Here is a 16324-nt window from a genome sequence, read left to right on the forward strand (position 1 = left end):
CGCATTTTAACTTGGGTTACCCCCCTTCCAGGCTCCAGGAATTTCAAGATGTCCAAATTTGCCCGTTCAGTTATTCTGGCCTCCCTGATCAGCGCCACCGCCCAGGCCAATACGCCAGTCCCCACTCCGAACGCCGCCCCCATGGTCGTTCCCGCCGCGCCGGAGATCTCCGCCAAGGCCCATATTCTGATCGACTACTACTCGGGTCAGGTACTGGCAGAAGCCAATGCCGATGAACGCCTGCCGCCTGCCAGCCTGACCAAGATGATGACCTCCTACATCATTGGCCACGAGTTGCTGGAAGGAAACATCAAGAACACCGACATGGTGACCATCAGCAAAAACGCCTGGTCCAAAAACTACAGCGACTCCTCCAAGATGTTTATCGAGGTGGGCAAACAGGTCTCAGTCGATGATCTGAACAAGGGCATCATCATCCAGTCCGGCAATGACGCCTGTGTCGCCATGGCCGAATTCCTGGCGGGCAGCACGGACTCCTTTGCCAGCCTGATGAATGCCTGGTCCGCCAAGCTGGGGATGAAAGATACCCAATTCAAAAACCCCCACGGACTGGATGAAGAAGGTCACTACAGTACGGCTCGCGACATGGCTCGCCTGGGTCAGGCCCTGATCCACGATCAGCCGGAGGAGTACAAGATCTACGCCCAGAAATCCTTCGTGTTCAACGGCATCACCCAGCACAACCGTAACCGCCTGCTGTGGGATCAGTCCCTGCAAGTGGATGGCATCAAGACTGGCCACGTCAGCCAGGTCGGCTACAACCTGGTCTCCTCCGCCACCAACAACGAAGGTATGCGCCTGATCGCCGTGGTGCTGGGCGCCAACAGCGAAGGTTCCCGCGCCGCCGAGAGCAAGAAGCTGCTCACCTACGGTTTTCGCTTCTTCCAGAGCCTGACCCCGTACAAGGCCGGCACCGAGCTGGTCACCCAGAAGATCTGGATGGGCGACAAGTCTGAAGTGAAACTGGGCGTCGACAAGGATGTGTCCGTGCTGGTCACCCGTGGTCAGGGCAACAACCTGAAAGCGGACTTCCAGCTCGAGAGCGAACTGAAAGCCCCGCTGGCCAAGGGCCAACGGGTCGGTACCGTGTTCCTGAAGCAAGGCGACAAAGAGATCAAGCAGGTTCCGCTGGTCGCGCTGGAAGAAGTGCAGGAGGGCGGGCTGATGAGCCGTCTGTGGGATTACCTGGTGATGCTGGTCTCCAGCTGGTTCAAGTAAGAAAGACGCACAATCCTGACCAAACAGCGGCGCTAACAGGCGCCGCTGCTGTCTTTACCCGGTCATACCAGCGAATAACCCTGCATTCTGCAGGTTCCGCCGACTGTCGATTTGTGGTAAAAAGCAGCATCTCCATGTCTTGTCGAGCTGTCCGGGCCTTGATCTCTGCCCGGGCAATGCCCATATAGGCTTGTACATGACGGCCTGATGAGCCATAGGCCATCAGCCACGCAAGATTAAAGATGAAGTCATCCCGTGATGACGCCAAAAGGTGAGTAGATGAATACCAAGTTTGATGAACTGCTGGAGTTTCCCTGCAAGTTCCCGTTCAAGGTGCTCGGCGTTGCCGACCCGGCCCTGCCGGATCAGGTGGTGGAAGTGCTGCAACAACACGCCCCTGGTACTTACAGCCCGACCGTTCAACCCAGCACCAAGGGTAACTACCACTCGGTGCGGGTCACAGTAACGGCCCAGAGCAAGGAACATATCGAAGCAATGTATACCGCCCTCGGTAACATAGAGCTGGTTCGTTACGTCCTGTAAGCTGCCTCTCTCGCCCCGCCAGGGGCGATTGATTTTGTGCCACCCCGAGTGCTGACCCATGGTGCCGACTCAAGCGCCAGCCTGTGAGGAAAAGATGTCACCCCAGATCCCCGCCCAGCCACAGCTGCTCGTCAGACACCTGGGTCGCCGCCCCTACCAGCCGGTATGGGACGCCATGAAGGCCTTCACCGATAGCCGCACCAGCGACACCCCGGACGAGTTCTGGGTGGTGGAGCACGATGCCGTCTATACCCAGGGCCAGGCCGGCAAGGCCGAGCACCTGCTAGCACCGGGCGATATCCCCGTGGTGCAGAGCGATCGCGGCGGTCAGGTGACCTATCACGGCCCTGGCCAGCTGGTGCTCTATGTCCTGGTGGATGTGCGCCGCAGCAAGCTGTCGGTGCGCGAGCTGGTGACCTGTCTGGAAACCGCCATCATCAAGACCCTGGCAAAGAGTGGGATTGAGGCTTATGCCAAACCCGATGCCCCCGGCGTCTATGTGAAGAACGAGCTGGGCACCTCGATGCAGACAGAAGCCAAGCTGGCCTCGCTGGGCCTGCGCATCCGCAAGGGCTGCTCGTTCCACGGGCTGGCGCTCAATATCAATATGGACATGACCCCCTTCCTGCGCATCAATCCGTGCGGTTATGCGGGCATGGCCATGACCCAGACCAGCGACCTGGGCGGCCCGCAGAGCGTGGCCGAAGCACAGGCCCTGCTGGTGGCCGAACTGGCCAGCCTGATTGGCTATCACACGATCACGAATATCGACGATGCGGCCTGAGCAAGCCCTGCCGTACGGCCGCGAGGGCACAGAGATGACCCTGACGGCTATCAACCAAACAATAACAAACACCGAGAGTGAATCATGAGCAAACCCGTTCGTATGGAGCCGGGCGTCAAGCTGCGCGATGGCGATAAGATGGCCCTGATCCCGGTGAAATTCATGCCGGATCCCAACGAGGAAGTGCTGCGCAAACCGGACTGGATGCGGATCAAGCTGCCGCCGTCCAGCCAGAAGATCGAGCACATCAAGAGCACGCTGCGCAAGAACAAGCTGCACTCAGTGTGTGAAGAGGCCTCCTGCCCCAACCTGGCAGAGTGCTTCAACCATGGCACCGCCACCTTCATGATAATGGGCGCCATCTGCACCCGTCGCTGCCCCTTCTGCGACGTGGCCCACGGCCGCCCGCTGGCGCTGGATCCCGACGAGCCGAAGAAGCTGGCACTCACCATCAAGGAGATGGGGCTGAAATACGTGGTCATCACCTCGGTGGACCGCGACGATCTGCGTGACGGCGGTGCCCAGCACTTCGCCGACTGCATCAAGCAGATCCGCGAGCACAGCCCGCAGACCCGCATCGAGATCCTCACCCCGGACTTCCGTGGCCGGATGGAGCAGGCGCTGGAGGTGTTCCGCGAGACGCCGCCGGATGTGTTCAACCACAACCTGGAAACCGCCCCGCGCATGTACCGTGTCGCCCGCCCCGGGGCCGACTACAAGTGGTCCCTTGAGCTGCTGCGCCGCATCAAGGAGATGCACCCCCATGTGCCGACCAAGTCCGGTGTCATGATGGGCCTTGGCGAGACCAACGAAGAGATAGTGCAGGTGCTCACCGATCTGCGCGAGCACGGTGTCAACATGCTGACCCTGGGCCAGTATCTGCAACCGAGCCGCCACCACCTGCCGGTAAAGCGCTACGTGCCGCCCGCAGAGTTTGACGAACTGAAGGATATCGCCATGGCGCTGGGCTTCTCCCACGCGGCCTGCGGCCCCTTCGTCCGCTCCTCCTACCATGCAGACCTGCAAGCCAAGGGTGAAGAGGTGAAATAACCGCCTCCACCCCTGGTCAAAAAAGAGCGCCCAAGGGCGCTCTTTTTTATGGGCCAGCCGCGCGCCATCTGTACCGGGCAACCGCAAGCGATGCGTCAGCGCCGTTTGCGCTCACTTCACCGCCGGGTTAACGTGGGCACCCATTCGTCCGTTGAGTGATGTGCAGTATGCCAACCCCCCTCGTTCGCCTGATCCCCATGAGCCAGGCCCACTACCCCGCCTACTGCGCCTGCTTCATCGAGGACTATGCGCAGGATCTCGCCAGCAATCATGGCCATGATCTCGCCACCGCCCGTCGCAAGGCCGAGGCCTCCCTGCTGCACTCTCTGCCGCAAGGGGTCGACACCGCTGGCCACTGTTTGCTCTGCATCCTGCCCGCCGGTGAAACGGAGGGGGCTGGCCCAGCGACAGCCGCAGAAATGCTGCCACTGGGCTATCTCTGGCACGCCATCGACCCCGATGCCAGCGCCACCTTTATCTATGACTTCTATGTCGCGCCGGCTCACCGCAGCCAGGGCATTGGCAAGGCCGCCATGGCGGTGCTGGAAACCGCGCTCAGGGCCAATGGCATCAGCCAGATCAAGCTGCGGGTCGCGTACGACAACCCGCGCGCCCTGGCGCTCTACCAGGAGGCGGGCTTCGCCATCACCGGCTACAACATGGCCAAACGGCTGGGCTGAGCGGTTTGACCCGCCCCTGTACCACCCAGACAGGGGCGTGTCCCCACCCGGCAAGCGCTGCTATGATGTAGCCGCCCGGCCAGTTGCCGCAGCGGCACGGTTTTTCATTCCCTGTTGTCCCGTTTCAGGATCATGCTCATGTCACACACCCGCGTTTTCATCGTGCACGGCTACACTGCCTCCCCCCAGTCCCACTGGTTCCCCTGGCTCAAGCAGCAGCTCGAAAACCGCGATATTCATGTCGAGGTGCTGGCCATGCCAGACCCGCACCAGCCGACACCGGCTGCCTGGGATGCCGCCATGGACAACCTGGTCCGGGATCACGATGAGCGCACCTTCCTGCTGGGCCACAGCCTCGGCTGCATCGCCATACTGCGTCAGCTCAGCCGCCTGCCCGTCTCCCGCCGGGTGGGCGGGATCCTGCTGGTGTCCGGTTTCGACCAGCCGCTGCACACCCTGCCGGAGCTGGATCCTTTCATGCTGCCGGGCTACGACCCGGCGCACATCATGACCCTGGCCCCCCAGCGCGTCGTGGTCGCCTCCCGCGACGATGCCATAGTGCCCTATCGCTACTGCCAGCATCTGAGCGAGCAGCTGGCTGCGCCGCTCTACAGCCTGGAGCATGGTGGCCACTTCCTCGATCGGGACGGCTTCCTGACACTGCCGCTGGTCCATGACCGGCTGCTGGGGATGATAGCCCCCGCCTAATAGCAAAACGGCCACGCAAGTGGCCGTTTTCACAGGTGGCGCACCTAGAGTGACATGCCGGAGAAGGACATGAAACCAAAGGGCATCAGCCCCACCACAGCAAAGGCAGCGAGCCACAGGATGCAGGTAATGACCAAGGTCATCGCACCGTGCTGTATGAGGTTTGGGGGGAAGCGACCAGAAACAGGCAAAGATCGGGCTCCTTCAGATATGACAGGAATGTGCGGATAAAAACATCACAAACCGTAAACTTATTGGATTTTTATATTTTAAAAAAATAAGTGCAAAACACTCGTTTATCACTGATCTCGGCATTCAAAAACCCAAACAACAAGCGGGGAAGCCTCTGCTCCCCCGTCTGGTGACTGGCTTCCTCCCAAAGGGCGGCAACCACCCTCTTCACACCGCCTGCAAACAGCAGATCACATAGCCGTAACTACCCAGATATTGGCGGTGGATGGCCACTTCCCGGGTCAAGTCCTGCCAGGCGGGGCTCTCCCCCAGCTCGTCACGATAGCGCACCAGATTGACCTCGATGGGATCCAGATAGTTGTTCCAGGCGCTCATCGGCAATGGGGTGTGTGACAGGCAGCGGTAGCCTGCCGCTTGTACCGTATCAAGCAGGCCCGCCAGCGTCTGCATGGCGGGGTAATCCTGCTGCCAGAATGCCAATGCCTCCTCGGGCGGGTTATCGGTCAGCCAGACCGCATCACTCAGCACGATGCAAGCCTGCGGGCTCGCGAGCAGCGGACGCCACGCCTTCAGCGCATTGGCAACCCCCATCACGTAGGCGCTCCCCTCCGCCCAGATTAGATCGGGCGGAGCAAGATCGTCCGGCAGTGCCGCCATGTTGGCGCAGAGGGTGGATACATGCTCAAAGCCCGCCGCACGGGCGGAGTGCTCCACGGCGGCCAGTGCCTCCTCTTCCAGATCGATGGCCACAATGGCGGCATCGGTCACCTGAGCCAGCGCCATGGTCGAGGCCCCGCGCCCGCAGCCCATGTCGAGGATCCGGCGCGGCCGGATGGGCAAGGCGGCAAACTGCTGCTGGGTGAAGGCGCGATCCCCCGGCCCCCAGTAACTCATGCCCTCCAGCAGCTGGATAAAGTCCTTGATGTAACGCTCGTGTTCATTCATGTCTTTGCTCAACCATTGCAAGTGGTAGCGATCTTTCTCGCTAAAACCCTGTTTCATCACCCACGCGAAGTAGGCCTCCGGCGCCTCGCGCTGCAGTTGCAGCTGCCAGACCTTGAATTCGTCACCGGAGCGCGGGCGCAGCCCCGCCAGATCTGCCAGCAGATCCCGGGCACGCTGCATCCGCACCAGCTCCTCATCCAGCTCCTTGACCCGGGCCTGCAGCGCCACCTGCTCTATCTCGCCAGCCAGGCAGGCGAGGCACAGCCGGAGGCTGAGACCACCCGCCTGCAGGGCCTGCACCATCTGCAGTCGCTGCAGATCCCCCTCGTCATAGTGGCGATAGCCGTTGGCGGCCCGGGTACCGGAAATCACCCCCAGCTTCTCGTAATAGAGCAGGGTGGAGCGGGCGAGGCCGCAGCGGCGGGCCAGTTCGGATATTTTCATGGCAATCACTCACGGTGCGGGCCCTCAGGTGACCCGATAGAGACGAGCTTAAACTGTGAAGCTGTAGACGGGTCAACACTATTTTCCAGACATCAGTTAACAAAAACGGCCACCCGAGGGCGGCCGTCGTCAGCGATGTCAACGATAAATTAGCGATGCTACCGGTTCAGAGACCGGTCGCTTCCAGATGCTCCACCAGCAGCTGCACACTGCGGTTGCCGCGCCACTCGTTGACATCGAGCCGATAGACCAGCCGCACCCGCTTCACCGAGGCATCGGGCCAACGCTTGAGATCGACGCCAAAAGCGATGGCATCCACCGCATGGCCCGAATCCGTGGTCAGCATCATCTTGAGGTGTTTCTCCCCCACCAGCCGCTGCTGTACCAGCACGAATTCGCCGTCAAACAGCGGCTCAGGGAAGGCCTGACCCCAGGGGCCGGAGGCGCGAATGAGCTCCGCCAGCTCAAGGCTGAGCTCATCCGGCAGTAATTCGCCATCGGTGAGCAGCACCCCGGTCAAGAGCTCCGGCGTCACCAGCTCGCGGATGACCCCCTCGAAGGCGCGGCCGAAGGCCTCGATGTTGGCCTTGGGCAGGGTCAGCCCCGCCGCCATGGCGTGGCCGCCAAACTTGCCCATCAGGCCCGGATGGCGGGTATCGAGCAATTCGAGGGCATCGCGCAGATGCACCCCGGGAATGGAACGACCTGAGCCCTTGAGCTCGGTGTCGCTGCTCTCGGCAAAGGCGATGACCGGCCTGTAGTACTGCTCCTTCACCTTGGAGGCCACCAGCCCCACCACCCCCTGATGCCACTCGTCTCTGTGCAGCACTATGCCGGATGGGACTTCGCCATCGCGAAAACGGATCTGCTCCAGGGTCGCGAGCGCCTCCTGTTGCATCCCCTGCTCTATCTCCTTGCGCTCCTGGTTGAGGCTGTCCATCTCGGAGGCGAGCTGGCGCGCCAGATTGAGGTCATCGCTGAGCAGACAGGCGACCCCGAGGGACATGTCATCGAGGCGGCCCACTGCGTTGAGGCGCGGCCCCAGCGCAAAGCCAAGATCGGCGGCGGTGAGACGGCGGCCATCGCGGCCCGATACGTCCACCAGCGCCTGGATGCCGGGACGGCAACGACCAGCCCGGATCCGCTGCAGCCCCTGATGCACCAGGATGCGGTTGTTACCATCCAGTGCTACCACGTCGGCGACCGTGCCGAGCGCCACCAGATCCAGATAATCCGCCACATTGGGGGCACGAATACCCTGCCGCTCGTACCAGCCCAGCTGGCGCAGGTGGGTGTTGAGGGCCGCCATCAGATAGAAGGCCACCCCCACCCCGGCCAGTGACTTGGAGGGAAAGTCGCAGCCACGCTGGTTAGGGTTCACTATCGCGTCGGCAGCAGGCAACTCCTGGCCCGGCAGGTGATGATCGGTGACCAGCACCTGCATGCCGGCCATCTTGGCCGCCGCCACCCCGGCGATGCTGGAGATACCGTTGTCTACCGTGATGAGAAACTCGGCGCCACGCGCCACCGCCAGCTCGACTATCTCCGGCGTGAGGCCGTAGCCGAACTCGAAGCGATTGGGCACCAGAAAATCGATGTGGTGACCGCCCATGGCCCGCAGCGCCAGCACGCACAGGGCCGAGCTGGTGGCGCCGTCGCAGTCGAAGTCACCGACGATCAGGATACGCTGCTGAGCAGTGAGCGCCGCCGCCAGCAGCGGCACCGCCTGCTCCATGCCAAACAGACGCTGGGGCGGCAGCAGCGAGCTGGCACTGCGCTCCAGCAGGACGGGATCCTCTACGCCACGGCTGGCGAAGACTTGGCGAAGCAGTGGATGCAGGGTGGCGGGCAGATGGGAATCATCAACTCGCGGACGACGACGGATTTGCAGGGGCATTGATGTGATCCAGTATCTTGAGCAGTTGTTCAGGGCTCTGATAACCCCGCACCAGATCCCCGTTTGGCAGGACCCAGCTCGGCAGCGCCTTGATCCCGAGCCACTGGCTCAGGCCGATATGATGGGCAAGGATCTCATTACAACCGGCCGCAGGCAAACGATCACTGAGACTGAGTTCACTGAACAGACCGGGATCGCACCAGCGCGCCTGCGCCTCGGCCAGATCGGCGAAGGTTCCCAGCGCTGGCAACAGCTGCACGCTCACCCCCAGCGCCTGCAGTATGGGCAGCTCATCGAGCGCGGCACGGCAGCGGCTGCAGGTCAGGTCGGTAAACAAGGTGACACTGTGACGCTCGGGCACTGCCTTGAGCTGCATACGCCGTTCGCCGATCTGGGTCAGGGCCCGCTGCCGTTGCTGACGCTGGCCCTGCATGGTGAGGTTTTTCATGTCGTGGCCCAGATCCAGCATGATGCCCTGGAGCACATAGTCTCCCTTGGCATCGGTATAGAGCGGCCCCTGAGCCGTGCCCAGCATAAAGAGGCCAGGCATGGGGGTTTCATCCACCAGATACACCTGTACCCCGAGCCGCTGCTCTATACGCTGTTTCAATAATTGGGGATCCATCCCCGCGCTGGCAGCAAACGTGCACAGCAGCATCATTCCCAGTAGTAAATGCTTCACTCTTTTACTCACTTGGCATGAACGAATGGACTCACAAGGTAACTCAGGCTATATCCAGGTCTCAACCTGTTAATTACTTACTGATTAATAGTGGAGGTCACAAAAAATCCTTCTCTGACAGGTTGCCAATTGGGCAGAGGCCCAGCAAGCTAGCCGTGACGACAGGAAACAAGACGGTCATCCCTCTGTTTTCCTGATATTTTATTATTCAAACGTGGGTGCGACAGCGGTCGCACTCTGCCCAATTGGGGAGGGAAACATGAGTCTGATCCAAGAGTTCAAGGCCTTTGCAGCAAGAGGCAACGTCATCGACATGGCGGTGGGCATCATCATTGGTGCCGCCTTCGGCAAGATCGTCTCCTCCTTCGTGGGTGACGTGATCATGCCGCCAATTGGTCTGGTCCTGGGGGGAGTGGACTTCAGCGATCTCGTCGTGACCCTGAAGGACGCCGAAGGTGCCACCCCGGCCGTGGTCATCGCCTACGGCAGGTTCATCCAGACCATCATCGATTTCCTGATCATCGCCTTCGCCATCTTCATGGGGCTCAAAGCCATCAACACCCTCAAGAAGAAGCAGGAAGATACCGCTACTCCCGCTGGCCCCACCAAGGATCAGGAGCTGCTGAGCGAAATCCGCGATCTGCTCAAATCCCAGCAGGGAAAATAAGCGCCAACTCCTGTCGTGTGTTTAAAAAAACCGCCCCTGTGGCGGTTTTTTGTTGCGCATCAGGCGCGGGGGTGGTGCTCCCCGTGCAGCGCCTTGAGTCGTTCATTCGCCACATGGGTGTAGATCTGGGTGGTGGAGAGATCCGCATGGCCCAGCAGCATCTGTACCACCCGCAGATCGGCGCCATGGTTGAGCAGATGGGTGGCAAAGGCGTGGCGCAAGGTATGGGGGGAGAGCTCGCCATGGATCCCGGCGCGCAGGGCATAGAGCTTGATGCGATGCCAGAAGGTCTGCCGGGTCATCATGCGGGCCAGCCTGGAGGGAAACACCACATCCGAGCTGGTGCCCCCCAGCAGCAGGGTGCGGGCCTCACGGTAGTAACGCTCGAGCCAGTGGATCGCCTCCTCCCCCATGGGCACCAGCCGCTCCTTGTTGCCCTTGCCCACCACCCGCACCAGCCCCTGACGCAGGCTGACATGCTCGGCGGTGAGCCCCACCAGCTCGGAGACCCGTAATCCGGTGGCGTAGAGCAGCTCCAGCATCGCCTTGTCACGCAGCTCCAGCGGATCCTCCACCTGCGGCGCTTGCAGCAGCGCCTCCACCTCCCCTTCACTGAGATCGGAGGGAAGCTTCTTGGGCTGCTTGGGGCCCTCCAGCAGCACGGTCGGGTCATCACTGCGCAGCTTTTCGCGGTTCAGATACTGGTAAAAACGACGCAGGGCAGACAGAAAGCGGGCCGTGCTGCTGGCGGCAAACTGGTGATCCACCCGCCAGGCGAGGTAGTGCTGGATCTCATCCATCCCGGCCAGCAGAAGGGAGCTGCCCTGCTCATCGAGCCAGAGGGCAAATTTTTCCAGATCGCTGCGATAGGAGCTGACAGTGTTGTCAGACAGCCCCCGCTCCAGCCAGAGAGCGTCGAGGAAGGGTTCGATCAGGGGATGATTGTGCACGGCAGGCGCAGGCTTGGTCATGGTACTGGGTCTTGGGCAAACGGTGGCCCATTGTAGCGCGCCCGGCGCCGGGTGACAGCGGGATCTGATGAGGCCTGCACCGCGCTTGCCCCGTGAAGGGTGCCGGGCAATCTGTTAAACTGGCCCCCCTCCCTGCAGCCTCTGCGCGCGCCAGCCCCACGCGCCGCCAGGATAAAGAGCTATCTGTTTTACGGTAAGGACAGTGCGATGAAGATAGGTTTGTTTTACGGTTCCACCACCTGTTACACCGAGATGGCCGCCGAGAAGATCCGCGCCCTCATAGGCCCGGAGCTGGTCGATCTCCACAACATCAAGGATGTGCCCCTTGTCCGCATGCAGGAGTACGACATCCTGATCCTCGGCATCTCCACCTGGGACTTTGGCGAACTGCAGGAAGATTGGGAATCCCGCTGGGAGGACATCAAGGATGTCCATCTGGAGGGGCGCATCATAGCCCTGTTCGGCCTGGGTGATCAGCTGGGCTATGGCGAATGGTATCAGGATGCCCTGGGCCTCCTGCACGATCAGCTGGTGCCCAAGGGGGTCAAGCTGGTGGGTTACTGGCCTAGCGAAGGGTACGAGTTCGACGCCTCCAAAGCGCTGATCGACGATGGCCGTCACTTCGTCGGGCTGGCCCTTGACGACGCCAACCAGTACGACCAGACCGAATCCCGCATCGAACAGTGGGTCGACCAGATCCTCGGCGAGATCCACGAGCTGCTCTGATCTCGCCCGGATGTGACGCCAACCGATGCGATCGGAGCAAGCTGCACCTGGCACCCTGGGGCGACCAGCGATTAAACAAGGTCCACTGCTGCGTTCATCTTCCCTGCCGGCGGCCAGGATCTGGGCTGCCGGGCGCAGTTATCGCACCGATTTTTTCAATCGGTATCATCGCATGACGCTGTAGCGACTTTTTTGTGCTGGTCTGCAACAATGAAATCGACACCCCATAACACCATCAGACGGGTGTCGGAAGCAAACAGGAAACAGACCAGAAAAGGATATTCTATGACCTCATTTTCCCTGTTGGCCCCCGCCATCGCCCGCGACGTGCTCGATCACGCGCTGGCGCTGGGTGCCGACTTCGCCGAGCTGTTTGTGGAGCGCAAACGCCGCAGCCAGCTCAGCCTGCTCTCCAGCCAGATAGAAAATATCAGCGGCGGCCTCGATTTCGGCATAGGTGTGCGCCTGTGCTACGGCCACAAAGTGCTCTACGGCTACACCAACCTGGCCGAACGCAACGAGCTGCTGCGCATCGTCACCCTGCTGGCGGCCAAAGACAGACGCGACCCAGTGGTGACCGCCACCGCCTTCGACTTCACCCGTTTCACCGACCGCAATCCGGTTACCCTGCCACTCGGTGCTGACAAACTACTGGAGCAGAAGATTGCCTATCTGCATGCCATGGATGCTGCCGCCCGCGCCGAGAGCGCCAAGGTAAGCCAGTTTTCGGGCAATACCCTGGGCTGGGAGCAGGAGGTGGAGATCTTCAACAGCGAAGGGCTGCAAGTGGCCGATCGTCGCCACTACAACCGCATCATGGCCCAGACCATCGCCATGGAAGGGAGCGAGCAGAGCGTGGGCTATGAGGCCCCCGGTGCCATGATGGGCTGGGAACATGCCGCCCTCATAGACCCGCGCGAACTGGCCCTCACCGCCACCCGTCAGGCGCTGGTAAAACTCGGCGCAGCCCCCTGCCCGAGCGGCACCCTGCCGGTCATCATGGAGAGCGGCTTTGGCGGCGTCATCTTCCACGAGGCGTGCGGCCACCTGCTGGAGACCACCTCGGTCGCCAAAAAGGCCTCGGTGTTCCACGACAAGATGGGCCAGCTTATCGCCAACCCCGTGGTCAACGCGGTGGACGAAGGCTTGCAGGGCAATGCCTGGGGCTCCATCAACGTCGATGACGAGGGGATGGCGGCCCAGCACACCCAGCTCATCAAGGATGGCGTGCTGACCGGCTTTCTGGTCGACCGCATGGGGGCACTCAAGACTGGCTATGCCCGCACCGGCTCGGGACGGCGCGAATCCTATCGCTTCGCCCCGGCCTCGCGTATGCGCAACACCTATATCGAAGCGGGCAACCACAGCCTGGAGGAGATGCTGGCCACGGTGGATTACGGCATCTATGCCAAGCGGATGGGCGGCGGCTCGGTGCAGCCGGGCACAGGCGAGTTCAACTTCAACGTGCAGGAGGCCTACCTCATAGAGCGCGGCAAGGTAACTCGCCCGCTCAAGTCGGCGACCCTGATCGGTACGGGCCCACAAGTGCTCAAAGAGATCTCCATGGTGGGCCGCGATCTCGCCCTCTCTGCCGGCATGTGCGGCTCGGTCTCCGGCTCGATCCCGGCGTCCGTCGGCCAGCCACCACTCAAGGTCGACAATATCCTGGTCGGAGGGAACGCCTGATGAGCCAACTCGACATGAACCTACTGCTCACCCGCCTGCTGGACAAGGTCGCCAATCTCAATGCCGAGGCGGACATCATCGCCAATCGGGACAAGGCTTTCTCCCTGAAAGCCGACAAGGGCGAGTTGGGTGAATACAAGGTCACCAGCAGCCAGCAGCTCGGCATCCGCCTCATCAAGGATGGCCGGGTCGGCATCGCCTACTCGGAATCCCTGGATGAGCCGGCACTGGATGCCATGTTGCAGGATGCGCTGGATGCCAGCCGCTTCGCCAAGGTGGATGCGGATCAGGCCATCCGGGTCAGCGGCAGCCAGCTCAGCACGCAGTGCGCCGAGATCAACCAGCCCGATACCACGGCAGCGGAAGAGAAGATCGCCCTGGCCCTGCGCCTCGAGGCGGACATGCTGGCCCTGCCGGATGTCACAGGCGCGCCTTATAACAGCGTCTTCGAGGGGGAGAGTCAGCTCTGGCTCGCCAACAGTCTGGGCAGTCTCTGCCAGCACAGTGAATTCAGCGTCGGCTGCTACACCTCGGCGCTGATCGAGCGCTCTGGCCGCCAGTCCATGCACTCACAGGGGCAATATGGCCGCCGCTTTGACGAGCTCGACAGCCAGGCCCTCATAGCGCAGATCCATGCCGTGGCCGACGGCCTGCTGCTGGGGGAAGCCGTGCCGAGCGGTCACTACAGCGCCCTCTTCAGCACCAACTGCTTCGCCAGCCTGTTTGGCTGCTTCCAGGCGGCGCTGTCGGGCAAGTGGGCCCAGCAGGGGATCAACCCCTGGCGCAGCAAGCTGGGCCAAAGCGTGGCCTCCCGCTGGCTCACTCTGGAGAGCCGGGCCTATATGCCAGGCGGCATGAACATCAAGGCATTTGACGGTGAAGGGGCCCCCACCTCGGATCTGTTGCTCATTGGCGAGGGGGAGCTCAAGACGCTGCTCCACAACAGCGCTACCGCTCACCACTTCGGCCTGACCAGCAACGGCTCGGCCGCACGCAGTGCCCGCGGCGCGCTGGATGTGACGGCGCGCCATCTGATATTTGGCACAGGCCCCCACAGCGAAGCCGAGGTCAAAACCGGCGAGTATCTGGAACTGGTCAAGCTGGATGGCCTGCATTCGGGCGCCGATGCGGTGAGTGGCGACTTCTCGTTCGGGGCGTCAGGGTTCCTGTGTCGGGATGGCGTTCGCATCCAGCCTGTGCGCGGCATCACGGTCGCAGGCAACTTCTACCGCCTGCTCGGCGAGCTCGAAGCGGTCGGCGACCTGCTGCACCACGACGATGGCAAGGGCTTCTATGCCCCGCTCATTCGTTTCGGCGGTTTGAACATTGCGGGTAGGTAACCCCCGCATATAAAGAGAAAACCGCGCTTTCCTCGTGATGAATAGCAAGAGGGCAACCCCTGGGGTTGCCCTCTTTTTTATTCTGACCTTTGGCACCGAACTTGACGACTCATAGCCAAATAATGCTCATGCACCGCCTGGCACCGCCGATACTGATCAGTGAAAACACGGTTTCCTACCAAAGTGCAAGACAATCTGGAGGTCTGCATGAAGACAATCGCAGTGGCGCTCACCCTCGCCACACTGGGCATATCGATGACACAAGCCACCCAGGCAAGCAGCACTGGACGCATCACCTTTAGCGGCGCCATCGTGGAGGATGCCTGTCGTATCAACCAGCAGGATAAACAGATGCAGGTCACCTGCCTCTCGGGCGCCAAGCAAGCCACAGAGGCTCTCAATCTGCAGCAGTTGGCGACGCAGTCGCCACAGCGTCTCGCCACCAGCCAGGTTTCCTATCGATGGATTGACCAGCGCCATACCAAGGCGGTGATCACCATCAACCAGGATTAATCCTCATCAATGCCAGAAATAACAACGGCGACCATCAGGTCGCCGTTGTTATTATCGAGTCTCGGACTCCAGCCATCAGGCTCAGGGATTGAGACGCGTCGGCATACCGGAACGCTGCTCCAGCACCTGCTTGACCACATTGGAGTCGCTTTCCATGTGGGCGATGAAGCGGGTAATAGCCGGAGTCATGGGCAACGGTACGGAGGCGGTGGAATTGAACTCCTCCTCATTGCGCGACAGCGGCTCATGGACTTCTATGTAGCGACCGCCATCCGGCTCGACCGTGAACTTGACTGGCTGGTTGACGAACTGGACACGGGTACCGACCGGCACATGGTCGAACAGGTACTTGATGTCGTCGGCGCGCAGACGCACACAGCCGCTGCTCACTCGCAGACCTATGCCGAAAGTAGCATTGGTACCGTGGATGGCATACAGGTTGCCGATATAGAGGGCGTGCAGACCCATGGGGTTGTCCGGGCCAGCCGGCCAGACCGCAGGCAGTGTTTTGCCCTGGGCGGCATAGCGGCGACGGATGTTCTCGGTCGGGGTCCAGGTCGGGTTGGCACGCTTGCGCTCAACCTTGGTGATCCAGTTTTCCGGCGTATTCACACCCAGCTGGCCGATGCCGATGGGCAGCACTTCCACCACGTTCTTGCCCTTGGGGTAGTAGTAGAGGCGCATCTCGGCCACGTTGATGACGATCCCTTCACGGGGCGCATTCGGCAGGATCAGCTGATGGGGGATGATCAGCTTGCTGCCCGGTGTCGGCAGATAGGGGTCTACGCCCGGGTTGGCTTCCATGATGTTGGTCAGGCCCAACTGGAAGTCGGCGGCGATCTGCTCCAGCGGACGGTTGTCCGCAGGCACCACATATTCCAGGTTCTCACCGATCAGGCGGCTGTTGGCCGCGGGCAGTGTGTATTCAACAGCGGCGGCCTGATGGCTGACCAGCGTCAGAGTACATAAAAGGGCCAAAGCGGCAGTGCGAAGGGGAGTCATAAAATTCCTGTGTGGTTTCCTGTACCAAGTTGGCCGGGGGCCGTGTCATCCTCGGTCCGGCCTGTGACGAGTCACTCTGCGCCCGAGGTCGATAACCGAACGCGCATTCTTTCCTGAGTCGGCCAAGAATTCAACGTCGGGATGGCTCTTTTTACATGAAAAAGTGTATCCATCGCCGCTGGCACCTGCTCTTTGCATGACAAGCCGGCTAACAACCGCAAACTTAGCAGAAGCAGAACAAAAAGGGAGACCCGC

16 protein-coding genes are annotated in these 16324 nt (G+C 61.3%); 11 read left to right on the plus strand and 5 right to left on the minus strand.

Annotation, left to right across the window (positions count from 1 at the left end):
- Positions 1-48: 48 nt before the first annotated feature.
- From WJM78_RS15805 to WJM78_RS15830, 6 genes are all read left to right on the plus strand, one after another.
- A complete protein-coding gene (locus WJM78_RS15805) occupies positions 49-1239 on the plus strand; it encodes a serine hydrolase (RefSeq protein WP_042034728.1) in 1191 nt (396 codons plus the stop codon).
- A 279-nt stretch (positions 1240-1518) separates the two neighbouring features.
- Positions 1519-1782: a DUF493 family protein YbeD gene (ybeD, locus tag WJM78_RS15810; RefSeq protein WP_042034729.1), complete on the plus strand. Its 264-nt coding sequence runs from the start codon at positions 1519-1521 to the stop codon at positions 1780-1782.
- Positions 1783-1876: 94 nt separating this feature from the next.
- Positions 1877-2566, plus strand: a complete 690-nt coding sequence (gene lipB, locus WJM78_RS15815) for a lipoyl(octanoyl) transferase LipB (protein WP_287147001.1) — start codon at positions 1877-1879, stop codon at positions 2564-2566.
- Positions 2567-2650: 84 nt separating this feature from the next.
- Positions 2651-3616 (plus strand): lipoyl synthase, encoded by a 966-nt coding sequence (gene lipA, locus WJM78_RS15820; protein WP_108536704.1) that lies wholly within the window; start codon positions 2651-2653, stop codon positions 3614-3616.
- A gap of 167 nt (positions 3617-3783) precedes the next feature.
- The gene (locus WJM78_RS15825; RefSeq protein WP_339010409.1) at positions 3784-4296 is read left to right on the plus strand and encodes a GNAT family N-acetyltransferase; all 513 of its coding nucleotides are present in this window, start codon (positions 3784-3786) and stop codon (positions 4294-4296) included.
- A gap of 138 nt (positions 4297-4434) precedes the next feature.
- On the plus strand, positions 4435-5004 hold the full coding sequence (locus tag WJM78_RS15830; protein WP_339010412.1) for an RBBP9/YdeN family alpha/beta hydrolase: 570 nt from the start codon (positions 4435-4437) through the stop codon (positions 5002-5004).
- A gap of 399 nt (positions 5005-5403) precedes the next feature.
- On the opposite strand, the gene WJM78_RS15835 is transcribed toward WJM78_RS15830, so the two are convergent.
- The 3 genes from WJM78_RS15835 to WJM78_RS15845 form a co-directional block, all read right to left on the minus strand.
- On the minus strand, positions 5404-6585 hold the full coding sequence (locus WJM78_RS15835; protein ID WP_339010414.1) for a MerR family transcriptional regulator: 1182 nt from the start codon (positions 6583-6585) through the stop codon (positions 5404-5406).
- 166 nt (positions 6586-6751) lie between these two features.
- Positions 6752-8482, minus strand: coding sequence for a single-stranded-DNA-specific exonuclease RecJ (recJ, locus tag WJM78_RS15840; RefSeq protein ID WP_339010416.1), 1731 nt, complete (start codon positions 8480-8482; stop codon positions 6752-6754).
- Positions 8448-9164, minus strand: coding sequence for a disulfide isomerase DsbC N-terminal domain-containing protein (locus tag WJM78_RS15845; RefSeq protein WP_042034737.1), 717 nt, complete (start codon positions 9162-9164; stop codon positions 8448-8450). The genes recJ and WJM78_RS15845 overlap by 35 nt, the downstream gene beginning before the upstream one ends.
- Positions 9165-9423: 259 nt before the next feature.
- Here WJM78_RS15845 and mscL point away from each other — a divergent pair, with 259 nt between their 5' ends.
- The gene (gene mscL, locus WJM78_RS15850; protein WP_339010419.1) at positions 9424-9831 is read left to right on the plus strand and encodes a large-conductance mechanosensitive channel protein MscL; all 408 of its coding nucleotides are present in this window, start codon (positions 9424-9426) and stop codon (positions 9829-9831) included.
- Positions 9832-9890: 59 nt separating this feature from the next.
- Here the strand turns inward: mscL and xerD are convergent, their stop codons facing one another.
- Positions 9891-10802: a site-specific tyrosine recombinase XerD gene (gene xerD / locus WJM78_RS15855; RefSeq protein WP_339010421.1), complete on the minus strand. Its 912-nt coding sequence runs from the start codon at positions 10800-10802 to the stop codon at positions 9891-9893.
- Between the two features lie 207 nt (positions 10803-11009).
- On the opposite strand from xerD, the gene fldB reads away from it, so the two are divergent.
- The 4 genes from fldB to WJM78_RS15875 all read left to right on the plus strand — a co-directional run bounded on the left by fldB (position 11010) and on the right by WJM78_RS15875 (position 15067).
- The gene (gene fldB / locus WJM78_RS15860) at positions 11010-11528 is read left to right on the plus strand and encodes a flavodoxin FldB (RefSeq protein ID WP_108537913.1); all 519 of its coding nucleotides are present in this window, start codon (positions 11010-11012) and stop codon (positions 11526-11528) included.
- A gap of 285 nt (positions 11529-11813) precedes the next feature.
- Positions 11814-13214, plus strand: coding sequence for a TldD/PmbA family protein (locus WJM78_RS15865; RefSeq protein WP_339010424.1), 1401 nt, complete (start codon positions 11814-11816; stop codon positions 13212-13214).
- Entirely contained in the window at positions 13214-14554 is a 1341-nt protein-coding gene (locus WJM78_RS15870; protein WP_339010427.1) for a TldD/PmbA family protein, read from the plus strand. Before WJM78_RS15865 ends, WJM78_RS15870 begins: the two co-directional genes overlap by 1 nt.
- Before the next feature lie 207 nt (positions 14555-14761).
- The gene (locus WJM78_RS15875) at positions 14762-15067 is read left to right on the plus strand and encodes a type 1 fimbrial protein (protein WP_287147351.1); all 306 of its coding nucleotides are present in this window, start codon (positions 14762-14764) and stop codon (positions 15065-15067) included.
- Between the two features lie 81 nt (positions 15068-15148).
- Here WJM78_RS15875 and WJM78_RS15880 read toward each other — a convergent pair whose 3' ends face one another.
- Entirely contained in the window at positions 15149-16069 is a 921-nt protein-coding gene (locus WJM78_RS15880) for a L,D-transpeptidase family protein (RefSeq protein ID WP_108537910.1), read from the minus strand.
- Positions 16070-16324 lie beyond the last annotated feature (255 nt).

Source organism: Aeromonas popoffii, from assembly GCF_037818705.1.
Lineage (GTDB): Bacteria > Pseudomonadota > Gammaproteobacteria > Enterobacterales > Aeromonadaceae > Aeromonas > Aeromonas popoffii.